Here is a 25,208-nt window from a genome sequence, read left to right as displayed (position 1 = left end):
TGACTGTCACCGGAACATACTCCGGTGACATAGGTGTGACTTAAGTCTGGTATAAATACCCAAAAACGAAAGGCGGAGGTTAAAAAACCTTAGCGGGCAGCTTCGTAAATCCGACGGCTGACCTCAAGCGTAATGTCCTGATGTTCGCCCAGTTTCGTACCGCCATGCGCTTGCAGTTTTTCCAGCAGCGCCGGGATGGAGCTACCGTCCAGACCGTAGTCAGACAGGCGAGTCGGTACGCCCATTTGTTCGAAGAAAGCGCGGGTTGCGGCAATGGCGGCGTCGATGCGCTGGTCATCGCTTCCTTCGGTGATATTCCAGATACGCTCTGCGTATTGCAGCAGTTTGGCACGCTTGGTATCACGTTTTTCATTCCACAGCGCTGGCAGAACGATGGCCAGTGTTTGAGCATGATCCAGACCGTGCATTGCAGTCAGTTCATGGCCCAGCATATGCGTTGCCCAGTCCTGCGGTACCCCTGCGCCAATCAGACCGTTCAGCGCCTGGGTTGCCGCCCACATGACGTTCGCACGCACGTTGTAATTTTCCGGTTCCTGCAAGGCTTTCGGACCTTCTTCTACCAGTGTGAGCAGAATGCCTTCGGCAAAGCGATCCTGAATTTTCCCGTCGACCGGATAAGTCACATACTGCTCAACGGTATGAACGAACGCATCCACGACGCCGTTTGCAACCTGACGTGGCGGCAGGGTGTAGGTGTAAACCGGATCCAGTACGGCAAATACTGGCTGCACAAATGGGGTCATAAAGGCCAGTTTATCGCCGGTGGTTTTACGCGAAATTACCGCGCCGGAGTTAGATTCAGAGCCGGTTGCAGGCAGGGTTAATACGGAGCCCATCGGGATGGCACTTGTTACGTCGTTGCCGTGGGTTTCCAGAATGCGCCATGGATCGATGCCGTCAGCGTACTGTGCAGCAGCCGCGATGAATTTGGTGCCGTCCAGCACGGAACCGCCGCCTACTGCCAGCAGAAACGTCACTTTCTCATCACGCACGATTTTTACCGCGTTCATCAGCGTTTCATAAGATGGGTTTGGCTCGATACCGCCAAACTCCAGCACGTCCAGACCTTTCAGCGCGTCCTGAACTTGTGCCAGGACACCTGTTTTTTTCACGCTGCCGCCGCCGTAAGTAACCAGTACGCGAGCGTCCTGAGGAATTTGATCGCGCAGCTCAGCAATCGCGCCTTTACCAAACAAAATACGTGTTGGGGTATGGAGATTAAAGTTGTTCATTGCTCGTTCCCTTTGGTGGGTAATAAAAGAGGGCAGGAGAGTGTCTGCCGGATGATGAACATTGTGGTCGCCCGCCGCGCTGCTCTCAATGCTCATTTCTGCCGATGTCTTGCCCATTTCTACAGACTGCTGGAGAAAACGGATAAATCTGCGCATTATGTCAGGGTCGAAAAACGATAATGAAATGGTGCCCCATGAACCGTGATGAGATCTGCCTTCTGCTGACAGATAAAATTAAGCATCTGAAAAACAATGAAAATAAACTTAGCGAACTGCTGCCAGATGTCCGCCTGCTACACGGTACGGAGCCGGCGGCGCGTACACCAGTCATGTATCAGCCAGGCATCATATTTCTCTTTTCGGGACATAAAATTGGTTACATTAATGAGCGCGTATTTCGCTATGACGCCAACGAATACCTGCTGCTAACCGTACCTTTACCCTTCGAATGTGAAACGTATGCGACGACGGAGGTTCCTCTGGCCGGTATTTACCTGAATGTCGATATCCTGCAATTGCAGGAGCTGTTGATGGACATTGGGGAAGACGAGCTGTTCCAGCCCGCTATGGCTGCCAGTGGGATTAACTCTGCGACGCTCTCAGACGAAATTCTCTGTGCTGCTGAGCGCCTGCTGGATGTGATGGAGCGACCGCTGGATGCGCGTATTCTGGGGAAACAGATCATTCGCGAAATCCTCTACCATGTGCTGACAGGGCCGCGTGGTGGCGCGTTACTTGCGCTGGTAAGTCGCCAGACGCATTTCAGTTTGATAAGCCGGGTACTCAAGCGGATTGAAACCAAATACACCGAAAACCTCAATGTAGAACAGCTGGCGGCAGAGGCGAACATGAGCGTATCGGCGTTTCATCATAATTTTAAAGCGGTGACCAGTACCTCGCCGCTGCAATATCTGAAGAGCTATCGCCTGCATAAAGCACGGATGATGATGATCCACGATGGAATGAAGGCCAGTGCGGCTGCAATGCGCGTCGGCTATGAGAGCGCATCGCAATTCAGTCGGGAGTTCAAACGTTTCTTTGGCGTAACGCCGGGGGAAGATGCGGCAAGAATTCGTATGATGCAGGGGAGTTGATTTCTTGTCGGCTTTAAAGCTAGCTGTGCGCCATCAATGAAATGCCGGAGTGACTCCGGCATACGGCTAATACTCAGGCGCTACAGTATTTTTTTTTAATCACCACGAACAGCGTTCCCAACAGACCTGCGGTTAACAGAGCAATCGGCAGGATCATTAAAAAGGTCATCACCTGATCTTCATGACGTTTGACGAACGGGATCATACTCAGCGCATAGCCGAAACTGGTAACGACGGTGACCCACAGCAGTCCGCTCAGCCAGTTAAAAAACTGGAACCGACGGTTAGGAAGCCCTGAAATGCCCGCCATCGTTGGCAGCAAGGTACGGACGAACGCCAGGAAACGCCCGGCAAGCAGCGCCATCAACCCGTGTTGGTCAAACATGCAGGTAGCGCGTTGATGGTATTTTTCAGGTAATTGCGCCAGCCAGCCTTTCACCGTGCGCGTGTTGCCCAGCCAGCGTCCCTGAATGTAGCTCAGCCAGCAGCCCAGACTGGCTGCGGCAGTCAGAATAGCTATGGTAGGTAAAAAACTCATCACGTCCTGAGCGATCAGCGCTCCTGCCAGTAATAACAGGCTGTCTCCGGGTAAAAAGGAGGCGGGCAGCAGGCCATTTTCTAAAAACAGTGTGGCGAACATGACGAAGTACACCACGCTCACAACGTGTGGATCCGCCAGTGCGGCAAAATCGTGTTGCCAGAGCGCGGAGACAATATCTTGAATGACTACCATGGACTTTCCTGTGGAACAGCGTTTATATGTGGATTGTACTCCTGAATTGCCCGGGATGCCTTGATCCCGGACGCAACAATTGCAGACTTTTCCACCAGAAGTGTCTGCATATATGTCCATCTGTGGCAATTTTACTCGATTCGGGCAAATCCTGCGGCCAAATCGGCAATCAGATCGTCAACATTCTCTAAACCAATATGCAAACGGATGAGCGTTCCGCTGAAGTCCACCTCGCCTTGCGGACGGATTGCCGCAATGTGTTCCGGCTGGTTGGCGAGAATCAACGACTCAAAACCGCCCCAAGAGTAGGCCATGCTGAACAGGCTGAAGTGATCCAGATACGCGGCCAGCTCCTCATTATTGAGTTTCTTATTCAATACAAAGGAGAACAGGCCGCTGCTGCCGGTGAAATCACGTTTCCAGAATTCATGCCCTTTACTGCCGGGCAGTGCCGGGTGGTTCACACGGGCGACCTGCGGATGGCTGGCCAGCCACTCGGCGACCTTTAAGCTGCTTTCATGGTGCTGACGCAGGCGCACACTCAGCGTACGCAGCCCACGACTGGTCATATAGGCGGTATCGGCGTCCAGCATTTGCCCCATCAGATACGCATTTTCGCGAAGTTGATCCCAGCAGCGGGCATTAGATACCGCCGTTCCGACCATGCCGTCGGAATGGCCAATCAGATATTTGGTGCCTGCCTGAATAGAAATATCGATGCCAAAATCCAGCGCTTTGAACAGCACTCCGGCAGCCCAGGTGTTATCAATCATGATGATTGCGTCAGGTGCTACGCTTCTGACGGCGGCAACAATTGCCGGAACATCATGCACTTCCATGGTGACAGAGCCGGGCGACTCCAGAAATACGACTTTGGTGTTCGGCTGCATGTGCTTCACAATATCGGCGCCAATCAGCGGATCGAACCAGCCGGTGGACACGCCGAGCTTGCCGAGAATTTTGGTGCAGAAATCCTGACTGGGTTCATAGGCGGTATTGGTCATCAGCACATGATCGCCTTGCTCCACAAAAGCGAGGATGGTGTTGGCAACGGCAGCCGCACCACAAGGGAACAAGGCGCAACCCGCGCCGCCTTCCAGTTCGCACATCGCTTCCTGCAGAGAGAAATGCGTCAGGGTTCCGCGACGTCCATAGAAAAGCGCACCGTTGGCACGGTTGTGTGTGGCCTGCTTTTTGGCCTCCACGGTGTCAAACACCAGCGAAGAAGCGCGCTGGATCACGCTATTTACCGAGCCCAGCGTGTATTTTTTACTGCGTCCTGCGTGAACGAGCTTGGTTTCAAGTTGCTTATCTGCCATGTTGTCTTACCTGTTTTTATACGTCTGGATGTCTAAACTACCATGAATCAAAGATGACGCATCCTGCAGAACGGTCATACAGTAGAAAATAATCTCAAAATGCTTCTGGTGACTTTTTTACTGCGTAAGCGCAAGGAAAAGAAACCAAAGGTGCGGCAATATGTAAATAGTAATGAGAACGACTATCAATTCGACGTCTTTTTGATATCATTACGCTCAGATTTTGTGATTTGCGTCCTGGAGATACAGAGTGGGTAATAATTTGATGCAGACGGATCTTTCCGTCTGGGGTATGTATCAGCACGCCGATATCGTGGTTAAGTGCGTGATGATTGGGCTGATTTTGGCGTCAGTGGTCACCTGGGCTATCTTCTTTAGTAAGAGCCTTGAGTTCTTTACTCAGAAACGCCGCCTTAAGCGTGAACAGCAACTGCTGGCGGAAGCCCGCTCTTTAGATCAGGCAAGTGAGATTGCCGCAGGATTCGATGGCAAAAGCCTGGGCGCACAGTTGATTAACGAAGCGCAAAACGAGCTGGAACTGTCAGAAGGCAGTGACGATAACGAAGGCATTAAAGAGCGTACCGGCTTCCGTCTGGAGCGTCGTGTGGCGGCGGTAGGTCGTCATATGGGACGTGGTAACGGATACCTGGCCACCATCGGGGCTATCTCTCCATTCGTCGGTCTGTTCGGTACCGTATGGGGCATCATGAATAGCTTCATCGGGATTGCACAAACTCAAACGACCAACCTGGCCGTTGTTGCGCCGGGTATCGCAGAAGCGCTGTTAGCGACCGCAATTGGTCTGGTCGCAGCAATTCCAGCGGTTGTTATCTACAACATTTTCGCACGTCAGATTGGCAGCTATAAAGCGATGCTGGGTGACGTCGCGGCACAGGTGCTGTTACTGCAAAGTCGCGATCTGGACCTGAACGCAAGCGCATCCGCGCATCCGGTACGTGCAGCGCAGAAATTACGTGTAGGATAATGTTCCATGGCAATGAGCTTTAATGAAAACCTGGACGATAACGGTGAAATGCATGAAATCAACGTGACGCCGTTTATCGACGTTATGTTGGTTTTATTGATCATTTTTATGGTGGCCGCACCGTTAGCAACGGTGGATGTGAAAGTGAATCTTCCTGCCTCCACCAGCACGCCGCAGCCGCGTCCGGAAAAACCGGTTTACCTGTCTGTTAAAGCCGATAAAAGTATGTTTATTGGCAACAATCAGGTGACGGATGACACCATGATTAGCGAGTTAAATGCACTGACAGATGGGAAGAAAGACACCACCATTTTCTTCCGGGCAGATAAAACCGTTGATTATGAGACCATGATGAAGGTTATGGATACGCTGCATCAGGCGGGCTTCCTGAAGATTGGTCTGGTTGGCGAAGAGACTGTGAAAGCGAAGTAATCCTCCTCATTGCCGGGTAATGGTTGCCGCCTTACCCGGCGTGCATCTCCTGATTCAACTCTCTCGCATACCTGTTCTTATCTGTTCTCGTCTAACGCGACCGTGGTTATCCTGGTGGGTTCGTAGTTCCCTTCAGACAGCTTTCGTGTCAGGCGTAAGGTGGCTGTTTCCCGCGCGAGTATATGCTGGTAGGTGCTTTCCAGTCGGGCCATGATTTTGTCCCGCAGTTCTGGTTGCTGCTCCATAATGGCTTCGATCGCGGCACCGTAGATCTCTTCTTTAGCCTGTAGCGTGTAAATTTCACGCCGATTTTGCCATTTCATCCGTACCAGTGCAGCGGGAATAGAGACTATCTCCTGAGCAACGCTTTCCAGCGTCGCGTTTTTATTGGCAATCAACACGGCTAAATTTTGCTTTAAGACAAACTCATCGCTTTTATGGTTATCTAAAGCCAAATAAACATTGTTATCCTCAACATCTTTCATTCTATTTCTCTTCCAAAGAATAAAAAATAGGGTCGCTGGTTTCACGCGTAATTAAATTAAGCCAAATTTTGTTGCCCTGTTCATTTATGATGGCTGTTTTTTGAGTCAAAATTTTACTTAATTCTTGTGCGTTAATATCGCCTTCTGCTTGTAGTGAATTGAGAAGGCGAGAGAATGACTCAATTTTTGCTGCACGAAACAGACGCTCTTTTAAATGACGGTCGCACTCTTCAAATAGCATATTTCGTGACTGACCGGTAGCCGTTGAGCTAATCAAAATATCGGATTCGTAATCGCTTAATGTTCTCTTTCCCTGAGTCAAATTTTCATTATTATCTACGGGATTGGTATTGGTAGCGGGGCTGGATAAGTGAAAGTGCGAGGGAACAAGATGCTCGGGAAGCATGTTGAAATATCCTTTGATGCCAATGATATGTTGTTTTAAATAAACCAGGCCGCGTTGACAATAGCATGGCGTAATTTTAAAATCAAAAAAAATGGAGCCAGTATATGAACAGTATATTTTATTCTGTTATTACCCTGCTATTGCTGACCTGCGGGGTACTTTTGTTAATGCGCAGTGCAAATAAAAACCGACATGCCGAAAATGGGCACTCTGAAAACCAGCCGGAAATGCTGAGTAAAGAAGAAGGCGAGGACCATTTCTCGGTATTGATGAATTCGATTACGCCGGTCTGGTATTGGCGCGTTAATCACGAATATATCGATTTTATCCACTCCACGATCAAGCGGATGACAATGGTGGAGTTGAATGAGACACCTGGATTATTTGATGCGCAGCGGCGTTGTAGCGATCTCAACTCTGCGGTGTATAAATATTACGACAATATTAAAAAGCGCTGTTTGAGCGGTGAGAAGGTCCCGCATGCCGACCTGGACGTGCTCAACCTGCGTCAGTGTTTCAGGGAGTTCAGCCTGGAGGCTTATCCCGCGCTTGTCGCGCTGGTGTGGCCGGAGTATCAACGCCCGGAGATCAAAGCGGAAGAGGTGTGAAGGGGACTGTTTGGCCCGTATTACGTGCCGGGGAGGCTAACGCTGTCACCCGGCACGATGTTACATACGGCTATTTGTCAGATGAGGCCTGCCACAGGTTCAGCTTACCGTCCGCGACGTGCTTATCGATCTGCGCCAGTTCTTCGGTGCTGAACGTCAGGTTCGCCAACGCCTGAACGTTTTCCTCCAGTTGCTCCGGTCGACTGGCGCCAATTAATACCGAAGTCACCCGGTTGTCTTTTAGCAGCCAGCTTAAGGCCATTTGTGCCATCGACTGTCCACGCTGTTGCGCCATCTCATTGAGCAACCGCAGGCTGTTAAGATTCTCTTCCGTCAGCATATTTTCCGTCAGCCCACGAACTTTTTTCCCTTCACGCTGCATGCGTGAACCTTCCGGAATGCCGTTGAGGTATTTCCCCGTCAGCAGTCCCTGAGCCAGTGGCGTAAAGGCGATGCAGCCCATGCCATTGGATTCCAGCGTATCCAGCAGGCCGCTGCTGTCTACCCAGCGGTTAAGCAGGTTGTAAGAAGGTTGGTGGATCAGCAGGGGAATTTTCCATTCCCGCATCAGCTCGGCCATTTTCTGCGTACGCTCTGGCGAATAGGATGAGATGCCGACATACAGCGCTTTGCCGCTCTGTACGGCGTGGGTCAGGGCTGAGGCGGTCTCTTCCATTGGCGTATTTTCGTCGACGCGGTGTGAGTAGAAGATATCGACATAGTCGAGGCCCATGCGTTTCAGGCTCTGATCGAGGCTGGCGAGCAGGTATTTGCGCGAACCGCCAGAACCGTATGGCCCTGGCCACATGTCATAGCCTGCCTTGGTGGAGATAATCAGTTCATCGCGATAGTGTGCAAAATCCTCGCGCAGTAATCGGCCAAAATTCTCTTCTGCGCTGCCTGGTGGCGGCCCATAGTTATTGGCTAAATCAAAATGCGTGATGCCTAAATCAAATGCTTTACGCAACAGGGCTCGCTGTGAATCCAGCGCCTGAACGTGCCCAAAACTGTGCCATAAACCCAGCGATAGCGCGGGTAAGCGCAAACCGCTGCGCCCACAGTAGCGATAGAGCATCTGTTCGTAACGTTCAGGATTGGCAAACCAGGCCATGAGATCTCCTTAGTGCAGGTGAATTTCGAAACAACGTTTCTATTCTAGCGGGTTCACGGTGAATATCCCGTTCACCAGGTCACACTGAGATGAAAAACTGGGCAAAAACAGGTCACTGTGCTTTGCTTAAAAAAACATCAATCAGGAGTGCGACGATGCCGCGTTTGACTGCCAAAGATTTTCCGCAAGAACTGCTCGACTACTATGACTATTACGCTCATGGCAAAATAACGAAACGCGAGTTTCTCAATATGGCAGCGAAATATGCAGTGGGTGGCATGACGGCATTGGCCTTATTCAATTTATTGAAACCCAACTACGCTCTCGCAATGCAGGTAGAATTTACCGATCCCGATATTCTGGCGGAATATATTACCTATCCCTCGCCTGAAGGTCATGGTGATGTGCGGGGGTATTTGGTTAAACCAACGAAGGTGACGCGGAAAGTTCCGGCGGTGGTGGTAGTGCATGAGAATCGTGGGCTGAATCCGTATATTGAAGATGTGGCGCGACGGGTGGCGAAGGCGGGCTTTATGGCACTCGCGCCTGATGGGTTAAGTTCGGTAGGGGGATACCCAGGCAATGATGATAAAGGTCGGGAATTGCAGCAGCAGGTTGACCCCGTAAAGTTAATGAACGACTTTTTTGCCGCCATTGAATTTATGCAGCATTATTCAGGGACGACGGGAAAGGTAGGTATCACCGGATTTTGCTATGGTGGTGGTGTGTCGAATGCCGCAGCTGTGGCTTTCCCTGAACTGGCCTGCGCGGTGCCTTTTTATGGGCGTCAGGTTCCTGCATCAGATGTCCCTAAAATAAGCGCGCCTTTATTACTGCACTATGCGCAATTAGATACCCGAATTAATGAGGGATGGCCTGCATATGAAGCGGCGCTAAAGGCGAATAAGAAAGTCTATGAAGCATATATCTACCCCGGTGTTAATCATGGCTTTCACAATGATTCTACCCCTCGTTATGATAAAGCTACCGCTGAATTAGCCTGGGAACGTACCCTTGCGTGGTTTGATAAATATTTGCGATAGAAAACAATAGATTATTTAATGCTTTTAATTAATTACCTGAATAATAATGCTACCTAATTTCATTAGCATTCATAGTGATATAGGGTGGAGAGATAGTGGATGTACTTAAGAAAGTAAAAAAATAAAGAACGCATTATATCTTCTCTACTGCCTGCCGATAACAAGGATAAGTATCGCCTGATGGCGAATTCCTCATCAACGGCAAGGAAATTATTATGCGTCTGCTGAAAAACTTCACTATTCGTATTGTCATGTTGGCAATACTGGGACTTTTCTGCCTGCTCTGGTCGGGCGTGGGTTTATTCAGTCTTCATTCGTTATCAAAAATATCTGAAGGCAATGATATTGACCGCCATCTTGTCCATCAGATGACGGTTCTCAGTCAGGGTAACGATCAGTACTTTCGCTTCGTAACGCGCTTAAGTCGCGCCATGGATGTCAAAATGAGCGGCGGAACGCCTGATTTTGCGCCGGCGCAGCAGTCCCTGGAGAATATGAGTAAAAAACTCCAGGAGATGAAAACATTGTCTCCAGGCCCCATGGATCCGGAAGTTGCCGCGGCGGTACTGACGAAGTGGCAGGCGCTGCTGGACAATGGCGTGATCCCGCAAATGCAGTTGGCAAAGCAGGGCACGCTCACGGCCTTTGCGGAACATGCCAGTACCATAACGCCAGCGCTGAGCCGTGAATTTGGCGCCAGTGCCGAACGTTTTAACGCCACGGCAGGAGAGCGGCTCGATACCACCCGCGTGATGGTCGATGGCAAAACGTCTATCATCCGGACGTTAATTATTACTGCCGTTATCCTCGGTATTGCCCTACTGTTCTTTACCGACCGTTACCTCGTCGCCATGATGGTGAAACCGCTGGGACGTATTCGCCAGCAGTTCCAGCAGATTGCGCAGGGCGATCTCAGCCATCCCATTGAAGATTTTGGTCGTAACTGTGTGGGCCAACTGGTGCCGTTACTGTGCGCGATGCAGGACAGCCTGCGCGAAGCCGTCAGTACCATCCGTTCAGGTAGTGACAACATCTGGCGAGGGGCGACGGAAATTTCCACCGGTAATAACGATCTCTCCTCACGTACTGAAGAGCAGGCCGCGGCGCTGGAAGAGACCGCTGCCAGCATGGAGCAACTGACCGCAACGGTAAAACTGAACGCTGAAAATGCGCGTGAAGCCAGCCAGCTTGCCGATACGGCCACAGAAACGGCAGGTAAAGGGAGCACGCTGGTTTCAGAAGTGGTTGAGACGATGGATGGTATTGCCGCCAGCTCTAAACAGATCGCGGAAATCACGTCAGTTATTAATAGTATTGCTTTCCAGACCAATATTCTGGCGCTGAACGCCGCAGTTGAAGCTGCCAGGGCAGGCGAGCAGGGGCGCGGTTTTGCCGTCGTTGCCGGTGAAGTACGCAACCTTGCCAGTCGCAGCGCCGGAGCGGCGAAAGAGATTGAGACGCTAATTGGCGAGTCATCGCGTCGTGTCGACCAGGGGGCTCGTCTGGTTAAAGAAACGGGATTAACCATGGAGGCAATTCTGCGCGGTGCCACCGAAGTGACGGTCATCATGAAGCAAATTGCCTCAGCCTCGGAAGAACAGAATAAGGGCATCTCGCAGGTGAGCGTGGCGATCACGCAGATGGACAGCGTAACGCAACAGAACGCTGCATTGGTAGAGCAAGTCTCCGCCGCTGCCGTGGCGTTGGAACGCCAAACAGAGGAACTGCAACGCTCGGTGCAACAGTTCCGCCTCTCAGCGAATGATGTGCAATACGCCGCTGCTAATACTGCTTCCCCTTCAGCAGACAACAAAACGTCTGCGGCAGCTAAAACGGATGAATGGGTGTCCTTTTAAGCTGGCATAAAAAGTTCGTGATACCTCTGGTTTTTGCTCAAAAAATCGCTATATAATTTATTATATAGCGATTGGAGGTTATGCATGGACAACCATTTTGGAAAAGGCCTGATGGCCGGATTAAACGCCTCAAGTGCGGACAGCGCACGCTCAGTGGCGAATTTTTGTGCGGATTATAAGCGTGGTTTTGTGTTGGGATTTTCACATCGCATGTTTGAAAAAACGGGCGATCGACAGCTTAGCGCGTGGGAAGCGGGCATCCTCACGCGTCGCTATGGACTGGATAAAGAGATGGTTATGGATTTCTTTAGAGAGAATCAATCCAGTACAACAATTCGTTTTTTCATGGCTGGCTATCGACTCGAAGCTTGATCCGAAAGGGGTATTATCTTGCTTTAATTAATTACACTATTGACCTACGCCTTCGTTTTGTTGCTCCGTCGAAGTATTATAATGCACATAACCATATAAAAAGTGTGGTAATGGCGCGCCGATCGCAATATGCAACATGCGAATGGTGCAAAATAAAAGCCAGGTCTTCGCAACGGAATAACTATAAAATGACTGGAGATAACTCTCTCATCAATTCGAGCGGCATTAATCGCCGTGATTTCATGAAGCTTTGTGCAGCACTGGCCGCTACCATGGGGCTCAGTAGCAAAGCCGCCGCAGAAATGGCCGAATCAGTTTCTCGTCCTCAGCGCCCACCGGTTATCTGGATTGGTGCCCAGGAGTGTACGGGTTGTACTGAATCGCTGCTTCGCGCGACACACCCTACAGTGGAAAACCTCGTTCTGGAGACAATCTCTCTGGAATACCATGAGGTGCTCTCTGCCGCCTTCGGCCATCAGGTTGAAGAGAACAAACATAACGCTCTGGAGAAGTACAAAGGGCAATATGTTCTGGTAGTAGATGGATCTATCCCACTGAAAGATAATGGTATTTACTGCATGGTTGCCGGTGAGCCGATCGTGGATCACATCCGCCGGGCCGCAGAGGGCGCAGCCGCTATCATTGCCATCGGCTCTTGCGCCGCGTGGGGTGGTGTTGCTGCCGCTGGCGTTAACCCAACGGGTGCCGTCGGCCTGCAAGAAGTTCTGCCAGGCAAAACCATCATCAACATCCCCGGCTGTCCGCCGAACCCGCATAACTTCCTCGCAACGGTCGCGCATATCATCACTTACGGTAAGCCGCCGAAGCTGGATACCAAAAACCGTCCGACATTCGCCTATGGCCGTTTGATTCACGAGCACTGCGAACGTCGCCCGCACTTCGATGCTGGTCGTTTTGCGAAAGAGTTTGGCGATGAAGGCCACCGTGAAGGTTGGTGCCTCTACCATCTGGGCTGTAAAGGGCCAGAAACCTACGGCAACTGTTCAACGCTGCAATTCTGCGACGTTGGCGGCGTGTGGCCGGTGGCTATTGGTCACCCTTGCTACGGCTGTAACGAAGAAGGCGTCGGTTTCCATAAAGGTATTCACCAGCTTGCTCATGTGGAAAACCAAACGCCGCGTTCCGAGAAGCCTGACGTCAATATGAAAGAAGGCGGTAATGTATCTGCCGGAGCGATTGGACTGCTGGGTGGCGTAGTAGGACTGGTTGCCGGCGTCAGCGTGATGGCGGTACGTGAACTGGGGCGTCAGCAAAAGAAAGATAACGCTGACTCACGGGGAGAATAACCGTGAACAGACGTAACTTTATTAAAGCAGCCTCCAGCGGGGCATTGCTGTTGGGCGCAGCGCCGTCCATCAGTCATGCGGCTGCAGAAAACCGTCCGCCGATCCCGGGTTCTCTTGGGATGCTCTATGACTCGACGCTGTGCGTAGGCTGCCAGGCCTGTGTCACCAAGTGTCAGGATATCAACTTCCCGGCCCGTAACCCGGAAGGCGAGCAAACCTGGTCGAACAACGACAAACTGTCTCCGTATACCAATAACATCATCCAGGTGTGGCGTAGCGGAACAGGCGTGAACAAAGACCAGGAAGAAAATGGCTACGCATACATCAAGAAACAGTGCATGCACTGTGTTGATCCGAACTGCGTTTCCGTTTGCCCGGTCTCCGCGCTGAAGAAAGATCCGAAAACCGGCATCGTCCATTATGACAAAGACGTCTGCACGGGCTGTCGTTACTGCATGGTCGCCTGCCCGTACAACGTGCCTAAGTACGACTACAACAACCCGTTTGGTGCGCTTCACAAATGTGAACTGTGTAACCAGAAAGGCGTTGAGCGTCTGGACAAAGGCGGTTTGCCGGGTTGTGTTGAAGTGTGCCCAGCCGGTGCGGTGATTTTTGGTACCCGTGAAGAGTTGATGGCTGAGGCGAAAAAACGTCTCGCGCTGAAGCCTGGCAGCGAATACCACTATCCGCGTCAAACGGTGAAAGCAGGCGATACCTATCTGCATACGGTACCGAAGTACTACCCACACCTGTACGGTGAGAAAGAAGGTGGTGGTACACAGGTTATGGTGCTGACGGGTGTTCCTTACGAGGATTTGGATCTGCCGAAGCTGGATGATCTTTCAACTGGTGCGCGTTCCGAACATGTTCAACATTCCCTGTACAAGGGCATGATATTACCCCTGGCTGCGCTGGCGGGCTTAACCGTGCTGGTTCGTCGTAACACGAAAAACGACCATCACGATGGAGGAGACGATCATGAGTCATGATCCTAAACCGTTGGGCGGAAAAATAATCAGCAAACCGGTCATTATTTTTGGGCCGCTTATCGTCCTGTGTATGCTCCTGATCGTGAAACGTCTGGTCTTCGGACTGAGCTCAGTCTCCGATCTGAACGGCGGTTTCCCATGGGGTGTATGGATCGCGTTTGACCTGTTGATTGGTACTGGCTTTGCGTGCGGTGGTTGGGCGCTGGCGTGGGCGGTGTATGTTTTCAACAGAGGACAATACCATCCGCTGGTACGTCCGGCGCTGTTGGCGAGCCTGTTTGGCTACTCGCTGGGTGGTCTGTCAATCACCATCGACGTCGGTCGTTACTGGAACCTGCCGTATTTCTACATTCCGGGCCACTTCAACGTGAATTCGGTACTGTTCGAAACGGCGGTCTGTATGACCATCTATATCGGCATCATGGCGCTGGAATTTGCTCCGGCTCTGTTTGAACGTCTGGGGTGGAAAGTTTCTCTCAAGCGTTTGAATAAAGTGATGTTCTTTGTTATTGCTCTCGGCGCGCTGCTGCCAACCATGCACCAGTCTTCAATGGGTTCATTGATGATTTCTGCGGGTTATAAGGTGCATCCGCTTTGGCAAGCTTATGAAATGTTGCCGCTTTTCTCGGTATTAACCGCCTTTATTATGGGCTTCTCGATCGTCATCTTTGAAGGCTCACTGGTACAAGCGGGTCTGAAAGGTAACGGTCCGGACGAGAAAAGTTTGTTCATCAAGCTGACGAACACCATCAGCGTGCTGCTGGCGATTTTCGTGGTTCTGCGCTTTGGCGAACTGATCTATCGCGACAAGCTGTCGTATGCGTTTGCAGGCGATTTCTACTCAGCCATGTTCTGGCTTGAGGTCGTGCTGATGGTCTTCCCGCTGGTGGTGCTGCGCGTCACTAAGCTGCGTAATGATTCGCGCATGCTGTATCTGTCTGCGCTGAGCGCATTGCTGGGTTGTGCAACATGGCGTCTGTCCTATTCGCTGGTGGCGTTCAATCCTGGTGGTGGCTACCACTACTTCCCGACCTGGGAAGAACTGTTGATTTCTATTGGTTTTGTGGCTATTGAGATTTGTGCATACATCGTACTCATTCGTCTACTGCCGATACTTCCTCCTTTAAAACAAAACGATCAAAATCGTCATGAGGCGAGCAAAGCATGAGCCAGAGAATTACTATTGATCCGGTAACCCGTATTGAGGGTCATTTACGCATCGACTGCGAAATCGAAAATGGCGTGGTATCTAAAGCATGGGCTTCCGGCACCATGTGGCGCGGCATGGAAGAGATCGTGAAAAACCGCGATCCGCGCGATGCCTGGATGATTGTGCAGCGTATCTGTGGCGTTTGTACGACCACTCACGCTATCTCTTCCGTTCGTGCAGCAGAAAGTGCGCTGAATATTGATGTTCCGGTGAACGCACAGTATATCCGTAACATCATTCTGGCCGCGCACACCACGCATGACCACATTGTTCACTTCTATCAGCTGTCTGCGCTGGACTGGGTGGATATCACCTCTGCCCTGAAAGCTGACCCAGCGAAAGCATCTGCCATGCTGAACGGCGTGTCCTCCTGGCACCTGAACAGCGCAGAAGAGTTCACCAAGGTTCAGAACAAGATCAAAGATCTTGTTGCCAGCGGTCAGTTAGGCATTTTTGCTAACGGTTGCTGGGGTCACCCGGCAATGCAACTGCCGCCGGAAGTGAACCTGATTGCGGTCGCTCACTATCTCCAGGCGCTGGAATGCCAGCGTGATGCCAACCGCGTTGTGGCGCTGTTGGGCGGTAAAACGCCGCACATCCAGAACCTGGCGGTAGGTGGGGTTGCTAACCCGATTAACCTCGACGGTCTTGGCGTGCTGAACCTTGAACGCCTGATGTACATCAAGTCATTCATTGATAAGCTGAGCGACTTCGTTGAGCAGGTTTACAAGGTTGATACCGCAGTCATTGCTGCGTTCTACCCTGAATGGCTGGAACGTGGTCAGGGCGCGGTTAACTACCTGAGTGCGCCGGAATTCCCGACTGATGGTAAAAACGGCAGCTTCCTGTTCCCGGGTGGTTACATTACTAATGAAGATCTGTCGACCTATCGTCCGATCACCTCTCACTCCGATGAGTACCTGATCAAAGGGATTCAGGAGAGTGCGAAACACGCGTGGTACAAAGACGAAGCGCCGCAGGCTCCGTGGGAAGGCACAACGGTTCCTGATTACACCGGTTGGTCAGATGACGGCAAGTACTCCTGGGTTAAAGCACCGACCTTCTATGGTAAAACGGTTGAAGTGGGTCCGCTGGCCAACATGCTGTGTAAACTGGCGGCCAAACGCGAGTCTACTCATGCCAAGCTGAATGAAATCATCGCGATTTACACCAAGCTGACCGGTAAAACTATCGAAGTGTCTCAGCTGCACTCTACGCTGGGTCGTATTATTGGCCGTACCGTTCACTGCTGTGAACTGCAGAACGTTCTGCAGGATCAGTACAACGCGCTGATCGTGAACATCGGTAAAGGCGACCACACCACCTTCGTGAAACCGGATATTCCGGCAACGGGCGAATTCAAAGGTGTTGGTTTCCTCGAAGCGCCACGCGGTATGCTGTCTCACTGGATGGTGATTAAAGATGGCATTATCAGCAACTACCAGGCGGTTGTACCGTCAACCTGGAACTCTGGCCCACGTAACTTTAATGATGAAGTGGGACCGTATGAGCGCTCGCTGGTAGGTACGCCGATTGCCGATCCAAACAAACCGCTGGAAGTGGTTCGTACCATTCACTCCTTCGATCCTTGTATGTCATGTGCGGTGCATGTGGTGGACGTTGACGGGAACGAAGTGGTCTCAGTTAAGGTTCTGTAATGCGGATATTAGTCTTAGGGGTCGGCAATATTTTGCTGACCGACGAAGCCATCGGAGTACGTATCGTTGAGGCATTAGAGCAACGGTACATCCTGCCAGACTTTGTTGATGTTCTGGACGGTGGTACGGCTGGGATGGAGCTTCTCGGCGATATGGCGAACAGAGATCATCTGATCATTGCTGACGCCATTGTGTCGAAGAAAAACACGCCAGGAACGATGATGGTCCTGCGGGATGAAGAGATCCCGGCGCTGTTTACCAACAAAATCTCACCGCACCAGCTTGGCCTGGCCGACGTTTTGTCGGCCCTGCGTTTCACCGGCGAGTTTCCGAAAAAGCTGACGTTAGTCGGCATTATTCCGGAATCACTGGAGCCGCATATCGGGCTAACGCCAACGGTCGAAGCGATGATTGAACCTGCGCTTGAGCAGGTTCTTGCTGCGCTTCGCGAATCAGGTGTTGAAGCGATCCCTCGGGAGGCGGCTCATGTCTGAGGAGTTTGTCGGTTTTCAGACGGCCCCGAAGATGCAGATTCAGGCAGCGTTTGAAGAGGTTGCCCGGCGTTCGATGCACGATCTCTCTTTCTTGCATCCGAATATGCCGGTATATGTCTCTGATTTTACGCTGTTTGAAGGGCAGTGGACGGGGTGTGTTATCACACCCTGGATGCTCAGCGCACTGATTTTCCCTGGACCAGACCAGGTCTGGCCGGTACGTAAAGTCAGCGAAAAAATCGGGCTGCGTCTGCCGTATGGCGAGATGACCTTTACCGTTGGTGAACTGGAGGGCGTATCACAATACCTTTCCTGTTCACTGATGTCGCCGCTTTCGCACAGCATGTCTGCGCAAGAAGGTGTGCGCCTGACTGACGATTGTGCGCGAATGCTGTTATCGCTGCCGGTGAGCGATCCAAATGCGCCGCAGCTCAATCGCCGCGCGCTGCTGCTGGGTCGTCGGAACTGCGAAAATGCATGAGCTGTCCCTTTGTCAGAGCGCGGTTGAGATTGTTCAACAGCAGGCAGAGCAGCACGGTGTCAAACGTGTAACCGGCGTTTGGCTGGAAATCGGGGCGCTCTCCTGCGTTGAAGAGAGCGCCGTGCGTTTCAGTTTCGACATCGTCTGTCAGGGGACGCTGGCGCAAGGGTGTGAGCTGCATATTGATTACAAGCCAGCCCAGGCATGGTGCTGGGATTGCAGTCAGGTTGTGGAAATCACCCAGCATGATGCGCAGTGTCCACATTGTCAGGGGGATCGTCTGCGAGTTGATGCGGGCGATTCACTGAAAGTGAAAAGTATTGAAGTCGAATAACCCATAGGTTGCTATGGGGCGGAGTCAGATATGTGTATTGGAGTCCCTGGTCAGGTTCTGGCCGTTGGTGAAGATATTCACCAGCTTGCGCAGGTTGAAGTGTGCGGCATCAAACGTGATGTCAATATTGCCCTGATTTGTGAAGGTGATACGGCTGAGCTGGTCGGGCAATGGGTGCTGGTGCACGTAGGGTTCGCCATGAGCATCATTGATGAAGATGAAGCTAAAGCCACGTTAGACGCACTTCGCCGTATGGAGTACGACGTCACCAGCGCGTGATTTTATGCCGGATGGCGGCGCAAACGCCTTATCCGACCTACGGCATGACATCTTTGTAGGCCTGATAAGACGCCCCGGCGTCGCCATCAGGCATTTTAAGCCTGGCGCTTATCTTCGGTATTGGTATCGAAGTCGCTGGCTTCATGGCGTTCATGAAGCTGCTCGTTCAGAGGTCCGTTGGTGCGGTTCACAATACGACCACGCTTAACCGCCGGACGTGCCGCAATCTCTTTTGCCCAGCGCTGCACGTGCTTGTAGCTTCCTGCATCAAGGAACTCTGCCGCGTCGTACACGTTACCCAGAACCACATTGCCAAACCACGGCCAGACTGCCATATCGGCAATGGTGTATTCATCTCCGGCGACAAACTGATGCTGCGCTAACTGTTTATCCAACACGTCAAGTAAGCGCTTGGCTTCCATGGTGAAGCGATTAATCGCGTATTCAATTTTAACCGGCGCATAATTATAGAAGTGACCAAAGCCACCGCCAAGGAACGGGGCAGCACCCTGTAACCAGAACAACCAGTTTAGCGTTTCAGTACGTTTTGCCAAATCCTGCGGCAAGAAATAACCATATTTTTCCGCCAGATAGAGTAGGATTGCGCCAGATTCAAATACGCGAACCGGTGGGTTTTGCGAGTGGTCACGCAGTGCCGGGATCTTCGAGTTCGGATTCACCTCAACAAAGCCGCTGGAAAACTGATCTCCATCGCCGATGCGGATAATCCAGGCATCGTATTCCGCGCCCTTCACGCCCTGCGCCAGCAACTCCTCCAGCATAATCGTCACTTTCTGCCCGTTTGGCGTACCCAGCGAATAGAGCTGCAGCGGATGCTTGCCAACCGGCAGCGTTTTCTCGTGTGTAGCGCCGGAAACAGGGCGGTTGATATTGGCGAATGCGCCGCCGTTCGATTTTTCCCACGTCCAGACTTTCGCGGGCTGATAGGTATTGTCTGACATAGTGACCTGCCTTCTGAGTGGTTGTTTGATGCAGTGTAGCAGCCAGGTAGAACTGAATTTAACAGATTGGGACTTTATGCCGTTTTGTGCTGAAAGGGGAAGATAAATCTAACCCGTTCATTGTACCTGGCCCGTACTCCATGAAGAGGAAATCATTGTTGCACGGAAATTGCTACCGTATTCGCCATCAAAAATTGGCGGTGAATAAGCAGTAATAATGAAAAAGGGTGTTCCAGGAGTAAGCGGTTATCAGGGCCCGGCGGGTGGGTGGGGCGCGGTAAAAGCCGTCACTGCTTCGCTGTTTTCGCAAAAGGCTGTCGCCCGCGACATTATCGCGATGTTTAAAATGAACCAGGTGAAAGGATTCGACTGTCCGGGCTGTGCATGGCCGGACCCTGGCCATCGGGCACCGATGGAGCTGTGCGAAAATGGCGTTAAGGCGGTCTCCTGGGAGACAACCAACAAGAAAGCGTCACCGGAATTTTTCAGCCGTCATCCGGTTTCTACACTCTGGCATTACAGCGATTATGAGCTGGAAAACATTGGTCGTTTGACGCATCCAATGAAATACGATGCCGCATCAGATACCTGGCAGGCGGTGGATTGGGATATCGCCTTCCAGGAGATCGGCGAGCGTCTGCGCAGCTATGATTCAGCACAACAGGTTGAGTTTTACACCTCCGGCAGAACGTCAAATGAGGCAGCGTTCTTGTATCAGCTGTTTGCCCGCGAATATGGCAGCAGCAACTTCCCTGATTGCTCAAACATGTGTCACGGATCGACCAGCGCAGGGCTAACGCCGGCCATTGGCCTTGGAAAAGGAACCGTTGAACTTGAGGACTTTGACCACTGCGATCTGGTGATTTGTATCGGGCATAACCCTGGCACTAACCATCCGCGCATGCTGACCACCTTACGCGACGTTGCCAAACGCGGGGCTAAAATTATCTCCATTAATCCGCTGAACGAAAGGGGGCTTGAGCGCTTTAGCTTCCCGCAAAGCGCGAAAGAGATGTTCACTGGTCAGGCGACGGCGCTGAGCAACGACTACTACCAGGTAAAAATTGGCGGTGACGCTTCGCTGCTCAAAGGCATCATGAAAGCGCTAATCGAAATGGACGAAGCGCGGATCTTATTGGATCAGCAGCCGACGCTCGATCATGCGTTTATCGAAGAGCATACCGCTGGATATGCCGCGTTGTATGATGACTTACGCCAGCGTAGCTGGGCGGAGCTGGAACAGGACTCGGGTCTGACGCGCAGTCAGATGGAAGATCTGGCGCACAGTTACAGTAAATCCCGCGCCACGATTGTTTGTTACGGCCTGGGCATCACCCAGCATAAAAACGGCACTGAGAACGTCCAGCAACTGGTAAACCTGCTGCTGCTGAAAGGCAATATAGGTAAGCCTGGGGCGGGGATCTGCCCGTTGCGCGGTCATTCTAATGTGCAGGGCGATCGTTCTGTGGGGTTCAACGAAGCGGCGTCCGAAGATTTCCTGCAACGCCTTGAGACGTATTTTTCTATCCGTGTTCCGCGCAAACATGGTCGTTCCAGCGTGGAGAGTATTCGGGCCATCGAGCGGGGCGATGCAAAAGCACTCATCTGCATGGGTGGCAATCTGGCGGTGGCGATGCCCCAGCCGCAGCGTACCTTTGCGGCGATGAAAAATCTGGATCTGCAGGTCCATGTGGCGACCAAACTGAACAGATCGCACCTGCTGCTGGCAAAACACAACTATTTGCTCCCCGCGTTGGGTAGAACCGAGCGCGATCTGCAAGCTACGGGCATTCAGTCTGTGACCGTCGAAGACTCGATGTCGATGGTCCACGCGTCCTGTGGCGCGCTGAAGCCGGCTTCCCGCTGGCTAAAATCCGAGCCTGCGATTGTGGCGGGCATGGCGCGCGCAACGCTGCCGCTTTCGCCGGTAAACTGGGAAGCGTTGACCGGGGACTACGCGCTGATCCGTAATGCCATTGAAGCCGTGATCCCGGCGTTCCACGACTACAACGCCCGTATTGCTGAACCGGGCGGGTTTCGTATGGATACGCCTGCTTCGCGCCGTGAATGGCGAACGGAGAATGGCAAAGCCAACTTTATCGTCAGCCATCAGCGGGCGGTAGAGCGGGAGAACCAGCCTGCTGCTGCGCTTGTGCTGGCGACGCTACGCAGCCACGATCAGTACAACACCACGATTTATGGTATGAACGATCGCTATCGTGGCATTACCGGCCGTCGGGATGTGGTGTTTTTAAGCGCTGAAGAAGCGATGAGCCGCGGTCTGAGCCAGGGTGATGTGGTCAACGTTCAGGCGCTGGACGACAACGGTCAGCCCTGCGCGGATCGCATCATGTACGGTTTAACGGTGGTGATTTACAACATGGCGGCGGGCTCAATTGGCGCGTATCTACCTGAAGCGAATGTCCTGCTCTCGTTGGACGCGGTGGATACACAAAGTTTGACTCCGGCCTATAAAAGCGTACCGGTAATCCTTACTCAGGTGTAGTTCCTGTTGTGAATTTTTCGCCTCTGAGCGCCAGCCGCTGCGTTGAGGTGTATGATGATGTCGACCTCTGTCCGGTTAGTGTCGCAGAGCAGGTAATCAGAGCGAAAAATTCACGCCAACCTGCTCAGGCTGTATTGTTTTGAGGTAAGGTGCATGAGCAAAGGAACGACCAGTCAGGATGCCCCATTCGGGACATTATTGGGCTACGCCCCAGGTGGCGTAGCAATCTACTCTTCAGATTACAGCTCCCTCGACCCGCGGGACTACGACGATGATGCGGCATTTCGCAGCTATATCGACGACGAATACATGGGCCACAAATGGCAGTGCGTAGAGTTCGCACGCCGCTTTCTCTTCCTTAACTATGGTGTGGTCTTCACCGATGTAGGCATGGCCTGGGAGATCTTCTCCTTACGCTTCCTGCGCGAAGTGGTGAACGACAATATCCTGCCGTTACAGGCATTTCCCAATGGTTCACCCCGCGCACCGGTAGCAGGCGCGTTGCTTATCTGGCAAAAAGGCGGCGAATTTAAAGATACCGGGCATGTGGCGGTCGTTACCCAGTTGCTGGAAAACAAAATCCGTATTGCCGAACAGAACGTGCTCCATACGCCGCTGCCTCCCGGACAGCAGTGGACCCGCGAGCTGGAGATGGTGGTTGAAAACGGTTGCTACACTCTGCGGGATACCTTTGACGACACCACCATCCTTGGCTGGATGATCCAGACCGAGGATACTCGTTACAGCCTGCCGCAGCCGGAGATCGCCAGTGACTCACTGAAAATTGGCGGCGCACGACTGGAAGATAACGGGCAGTTTGACGGTAAATGGCTGGATGAACAGGATCCGCTGCAAAAAGCCTACGTGCTGGCGAATGGGCATGTGATTAATCAGGATCCGCATCAGTACTTCACCATTACCGAAAGTGCCGAGCAGGAGCTGATCAAAGCCACTAACGAGCTGCACCTGATGTACTTGCACGCGACCGACAAGGTGCTGAAAGACGATAACTTGCTGGCACTGTTCGATATTCCGAAAATCCTCTGGCCGCGCTTGCGCCTTTCCTGGCAGCGTCGTCGGCATCATATGATTACGGGTCGTATGGATTTCTGTATGGATGAACGTGGACTGAAGGTGTATGAGTACAACGCCGATTCCGCCTCGTGCCATACCGAAGCTGGCTTGATTCTCGAAAGATGGGCCGAGCGTGGCTACACAGGGCAGGGACACAACCCGGCTGAAGGGTTGATCAACGAACTGGCGGGTGCCTGGAAGCACAGCCGCGCACGTCCGTTTGTCCACATCATGCAGGATAAGGATATCGAAGAAAACTATCACGCGCAGTTTATGCAGCAGGCGCTGCGTCAGGCCGGGTTTGACAGCAAAATTCTGCGTGGCCTCGATGAGCTACGTTGGGATGATGCCGGTCAACTGATTGACGGTGACGGCCGCCTGGTGAACTGTGTCTGGAAAACCTGGGCGTGGGAAACCGCGATTGAGCAGGTGCGAGAGGTCAGCGAAACGGAGTACGCCGCGGTACCAATTCGTACCGGGCATACGAATCAGGAAGTGCGTTTAATCGACGTGTTGCTGCGCCCGGAAGTGCTGGTCTTCGAACCTCTGTGGACGGTGATCCCAGGCAACAAAGCGATATTGCCAATCCTCTGGCAGCTTTTCCCGCACCACCGCTATCTGCTTGATACCGATTTCACTGTTAATGAAGAGCTGGCACAAACCGGTTATGCGGTGAAACCCATTGCAGGACGTTGTGGCAGCAACATCGATCTGGTGAGCCATCAGGAAGAGCTACTGGATAAAACCAGCGGTAAGTTTGCCGAGCAGAAGAACATTTATCAGCAGCTTTGGTGTTTGCCAAACATTGCCGGTAAATATATTCAGGTTTGTACCTTCACCGTAGGCGGTAACTACGGCGGTACCTGCCTGCGCGGCGACGAATCACTGGTGATTAAAAAAGAGAGCGATATCGAACCGCTGATTGTGGTGAAGGAATAATCGCAACCCCCTGTGGTGGTGATGTTACTACCACGGGGTTATTTGATGGGAATAATTTTAGAAATACTCCAAAGCAAAAACCCGCCTTTTGGGCGGGTTCTTTGAATAGTGGTGCCCGGACTCGGAATCGAACCAAGGACACGGGGATTTTCAATCCCCTGCTCTACCGACTGAGCTATCCGGGCAACGAGGCGCATTAAACCCGATTCACTTCGTTTCGTCAACGAAATTTCTTCAAATCAATGCAGACTGCACAATCTATCACCACATTGTTGCTATTGCACGCATTCTCAGGCAAAAAAAGCCGTCCACGCTGCGGAAAGCGGCATTGCCAGTAGAAGGGCAGGAAGCATATTCACCACCGCAAACATTTTGATGCCACAAATCCGCAAACCGGTTGCAAGTAGCAACAGTCCGCCTACAGCGCTGAAATCGGCCATCATGGCTGGGGTTGTCAGCGGTAAAATCAGAGCCGCACAGGTGGCAAGCGTCAACTGAATTGCCAGCATCGGTATGAAAATGGCAGATACGGCGATCCCTAGCGAGCAGGCGAAGATAATAGCGGTGAAGAAATCGAGAAATGACTTGGCGATTAAAATATTAGGATCGCCGGTCATCCCTTCATGGATCGCCCCGAATATCCCGGTCCCGCTGGCGCAAAACAACACGATGATCGCCACATAGCTTTGGATAAAGGATTCGTGTGTTGCATTGGCATCCGATTTGGTGAAAAGCTGTTGCGCTTTGGCAACCGCGGCATTGATTCCTTTTTCCAGATGGCAGAATTCGCCAATTAATGCACCGATCAGTGTCGCCAGAACCATCACCGGCAAGTTAACGCATTTGATAACCAACAAGATACCAATTCCCAACGAGCACAACCCGAATATTGAGGTCATTGAGATCCGAATACGTTCGGGTAAGTGCTGACTGAGCAGCGCGCCGAGAACACCGCCTAATAAAATGGCGCTGGCATTAATAAAGGGTCCGATTACCACGTTTGCTCCTGCATACCCATTATCGTCTTGATGCTAAAGGCAACTGTTTGGGTGAAATTATGTTTCAGATTGCATTATTATGCCGCTATTTTCAGACGAAATGCTTGTTTATCTGTGAGGTTTAAGCACAGGATTTTATCTTGCGCCTGTAGGTGAAAGATGCCATGATTGCGCGAATTTTCTCCTGTCTGAATGGGGCTGCCTGGGATGACATTACTCCCTCTACATCGCCTTCATCATCGCTTTTTTGCGCGACGTTCGCCCCTTCCTGCGACTTATC

Annotated in this window: 25 protein-coding genes and 1 tRNA gene; 17 read left to right on the top strand and 9 right to left on the bottom strand. The window is 52.0% G+C overall.

What is annotated here, in order from left to right; genetic code table 11:
• Window positions 1-89 precede the first annotated feature (89 nt).
• The gene (gene yqhD / locus WN16_RS23610; RefSeq protein ID WP_003838168.1) at window positions 90-1,253 is read right to left on the bottom strand and encodes an alcohol dehydrogenase; all 1,164 of its coding nucleotides are present in this window, start codon (window positions 1,251-1,253) and stop codon (window positions 90-92) included.
• Between the two features lie 194 nt (window positions 1,254-1,447).
• Between yqhD and WN16_RS23605 the strand changes: the two genes are divergently transcribed.
• Window positions 1,448-2,347, top strand: coding sequence for an AraC family transcriptional regulator (locus WN16_RS23605; protein ID WP_044700864.1), 900 nt, complete (start codon window positions 1,448-1,450; stop codon window positions 2,345-2,347).
• 73 nt (window positions 2,348-2,420) lie between these two features.
• Here the strand turns inward: WN16_RS23605 and yghB are convergent, their stop codons facing one another.
• Together yghB and metC are read right to left on the bottom strand one after the other, a co-directional pair.
• Window positions 2,421-3,080, bottom strand: a complete 660-nt coding sequence (gene yghB / locus WN16_RS23600; protein ID WP_003024510.1) for a DedA family general envelope maintenance protein YghB — start codon at window positions 3,078-3,080, stop codon at window positions 2,421-2,423.
• A gap of 131 nt (window positions 3,081-3,211) precedes the next feature.
• Complete coding sequence (gene metC, locus WN16_RS23595) at window positions 3,212-4,399, bottom strand: cystathionine beta-lyase (protein ID WP_003024509.1); 1,188 nt, start codon at window positions 4,397-4,399, stop codon at window positions 3,212-3,214.
• Between the two features lie 250 nt (window positions 4,400-4,649).
• On the opposite strand from metC, the gene exbB reads away from it, so the two are divergent.
• Both exbB and exbD read left to right on the top strand, forming a co-directional pair.
• Complete coding sequence (exbB, locus tag WN16_RS23590) at window positions 4,650-5,384, top strand: tol-pal system-associated acyl-CoA thioesterase (protein ID WP_003024507.1); 735 nt, start codon at window positions 4,650-4,652, stop codon at window positions 5,382-5,384.
• A gap of 6 nt (window positions 5,385-5,390) precedes the next feature.
• Window positions 5,391-5,816, top strand: a complete 426-nt coding sequence (gene exbD, locus WN16_RS23585) for a TonB system transport protein ExbD (protein WP_003024505.1) — start codon at window positions 5,391-5,393, stop codon at window positions 5,814-5,816.
• A 77-nt stretch (window positions 5,817-5,893) separates the two neighbouring features.
• Here the strand turns inward: exbD and WN16_RS23580 are convergent, their stop codons facing one another.
• Complete coding sequence (locus WN16_RS23580) at window positions 5,894-6,301, bottom strand: hypothetical protein (protein WP_003838178.1); 408 nt, start codon at window positions 6,299-6,301, stop codon at window positions 5,894-5,896.
• A 1-nt stretch (window position 6,302) separates the two neighbouring features.
• Complete coding sequence (locus tag WN16_RS23575) at window positions 6,303-6,707, bottom strand: hypothetical protein (protein WP_044700861.1); 405 nt, start codon at window positions 6,705-6,707, stop codon at window positions 6,303-6,305.
• Between the two features lie 104 nt (window positions 6,708-6,811).
• Between WN16_RS23575 and WN16_RS23570 the strand changes: the two genes are divergently transcribed.
• A complete protein-coding gene (locus tag WN16_RS23570; protein WP_003024499.1) occupies window positions 6,812-7,315 on the top strand; it encodes a hypothetical protein in 504 nt (167 codons plus the stop codon).
• A gap of 70 nt (window positions 7,316-7,385) precedes the next feature.
• On the opposite strand, the gene WN16_RS23565 is transcribed toward WN16_RS23570, so the two are convergent.
• Window positions 7,386-8,426, bottom strand: coding sequence for an aldo/keto reductase (locus tag WN16_RS23565; RefSeq protein WP_044700859.1), 1,041 nt, complete (start codon window positions 8,424-8,426; stop codon window positions 7,386-7,388).
• Window positions 8,427-8,581: 155 nt separating this feature from the next.
• Here WN16_RS23565 and yghX point away from each other — a divergent pair, with 155 nt between their 5' ends.
• The 11 genes from yghX (at window position 8,582) to hybG (ending at window position 18,449) form a co-directional block, all read left to right on the top strand.
• A complete protein-coding gene (yghX, locus tag WN16_RS23560) occupies window positions 8,582-9,469 on the top strand; it encodes a YghX family hydrolase (RefSeq protein WP_032937394.1) in 888 nt (295 codons plus the stop codon).
• A 215-nt stretch (window positions 9,470-9,684) separates the two neighbouring features.
• A complete protein-coding gene (locus tag WN16_RS23555) occupies window positions 9,685-11,325 on the top strand; it encodes a methyl-accepting chemotaxis protein (RefSeq protein WP_044700857.1) in 1,641 nt (546 codons plus the stop codon).
• A gap of 84 nt (window positions 11,326-11,409) precedes the next feature.
• Window positions 11,410-11,697, top strand: coding sequence for a DUF2623 family protein (locus tag WN16_RS23550; protein WP_003838189.1), 288 nt, complete (start codon window positions 11,410-11,412; stop codon window positions 11,695-11,697).
• Window positions 11,698-11,885: 188 nt separating this feature from the next.
• Window positions 11,886-13,004 carry a hydrogenase 2 small subunit gene (gene hybO, locus WN16_RS23545; protein ID WP_003024486.1) on the top strand — a complete coding sequence of 373 codons (1,119 nt, stop codon included), beginning with the start codon at window positions 11,886-11,888 and terminating at the stop codon, window positions 13,002-13,004.
• Window positions 13,005-13,006: 2 nt separating this feature from the next.
• Complete coding sequence (hybA, locus tag WN16_RS23540; RefSeq protein WP_003828357.1) at window positions 13,007-13,993, top strand: hydrogenase 2 operon protein HybA; 987 nt, start codon at window positions 13,007-13,009, stop codon at window positions 13,991-13,993.
• Complete coding sequence (gene hybB, locus WN16_RS23535) at window positions 13,983-15,161, top strand: Ni/Fe-hydrogenase cytochrome b subunit (protein WP_103790827.1); 1,179 nt, start codon at window positions 13,983-13,985, stop codon at window positions 15,159-15,161. The genes hybA and hybB overlap by 11 nt, the downstream gene beginning before the upstream one ends.
• Window positions 15,158-16,861, top strand: a complete 1,704-nt coding sequence (gene hybC / locus WN16_RS23530) for a hydrogenase 2 large subunit (protein ID WP_003024476.1) — start codon at window positions 15,158-15,160, stop codon at window positions 16,859-16,861. The genes hybB and hybC overlap by 4 nt, the downstream gene beginning before the upstream one ends.
• On the top strand, window positions 16,861-17,355 hold the full coding sequence (locus tag WN16_RS23525; protein WP_003024473.1) for a HyaD/HybD family hydrogenase maturation endopeptidase: 495 nt from the start codon (window positions 16,861-16,863) through the stop codon (window positions 17,353-17,355). The genes hybC and WN16_RS23525 overlap by 1 nt, the downstream gene beginning before the upstream one ends.
• The gene (gene hybE / locus WN16_RS23520; protein ID WP_003024465.1) at window positions 17,348-17,836 is read left to right on the top strand and encodes a hydrogenase-2 assembly chaperone; all 489 of its coding nucleotides are present in this window, start codon (window positions 17,348-17,350) and stop codon (window positions 17,834-17,836) included. Before WN16_RS23525 ends, hybE begins: the two co-directional genes overlap by 8 nt.
• On the top strand, window positions 17,829-18,170 hold the full coding sequence (gene hypA / locus WN16_RS23515; protein WP_003024462.1) for a hydrogenase maturation nickel metallochaperone HypA: 342 nt from the start codon (window positions 17,829-17,831) through the stop codon (window positions 18,168-18,170). Before hybE ends, hypA begins: the two co-directional genes overlap by 8 nt.
• Before the next feature lie 30 nt (window positions 18,171-18,200).
• Window positions 18,201-18,449 (top strand): hydrogenase maturation factor HybG, encoded by a 249-nt coding sequence (gene hybG, locus WN16_RS23510; protein WP_003024459.1) that lies wholly within the window; start codon window positions 18,201-18,203, stop codon window positions 18,447-18,449.
• Window positions 18,450-18,544: 95 nt separating this feature from the next.
• On the opposite strand, the gene yghU is transcribed toward hybG, so the two are convergent.
• Window positions 18,545-19,411 carry a glutathione-dependent disulfide-bond oxidoreductase gene (yghU, locus tag WN16_RS23505; RefSeq protein ID WP_016150976.1) on the bottom strand — a complete coding sequence of 289 codons (867 nt, stop codon included), beginning with the start codon at window positions 19,409-19,411 and terminating at the stop codon, window positions 18,545-18,547.
• 217 nt (window positions 19,412-19,628) lie between these two features.
• Here yghU and WN16_RS23500 point away from each other — a divergent pair, with 217 nt between their 5' ends.
• Window positions 19,629-21,917: an FdhF/YdeP family oxidoreductase gene (locus WN16_RS23500; RefSeq protein WP_088169073.1), complete on the top strand. Its 2,289-nt coding sequence runs from the start codon at window positions 19,629-19,631 to the stop codon at window positions 21,915-21,917.
• A 153-nt stretch (window positions 21,918-22,070) separates the two neighbouring features.
• Window positions 22,071-23,930: a bifunctional glutathionylspermidine amidase/synthase gene (gene gss, locus WN16_RS23495; protein WP_003838200.1), complete on the top strand. Its 1,860-nt coding sequence runs from the start codon at window positions 22,071-22,073 to the stop codon at window positions 23,928-23,930.
• A gap of 109 nt (window positions 23,931-24,039) precedes the next feature.
• Here the strand turns inward: gss and WN16_RS23490 are convergent.
• Both WN16_RS23490 and WN16_RS23485 read right to left on the bottom strand, forming a co-directional pair.
• Window positions 24,040-24,115: transfer RNA gene (locus tag WN16_RS23490), tRNA-Phe, on the bottom strand.
• A 105-nt stretch (window positions 24,116-24,220) separates the two neighbouring features.
• Complete coding sequence (locus WN16_RS23485) at window positions 24,221-24,928, bottom strand: DUF554 domain-containing protein (protein ID WP_003838201.1); 708 nt, start codon at window positions 24,926-24,928, stop codon at window positions 24,221-24,223.
• Window positions 24,929-25,208 lie beyond the last annotated feature (280 nt).

Origin of the sequence: Citrobacter sp. ABFQG (genome assembly GCF_004322975.1) — a bacterium.
Taxonomy (GTDB): domain Bacteria; phylum Pseudomonadota; class Gammaproteobacteria; order Enterobacterales; family Enterobacteriaceae; genus Citrobacter; species Citrobacter freundii.
The sequence above is the reverse complement of the archived record's forward strand: the minus strand, read 5'-3'. Positions and strand labels throughout refer to the sequence as shown.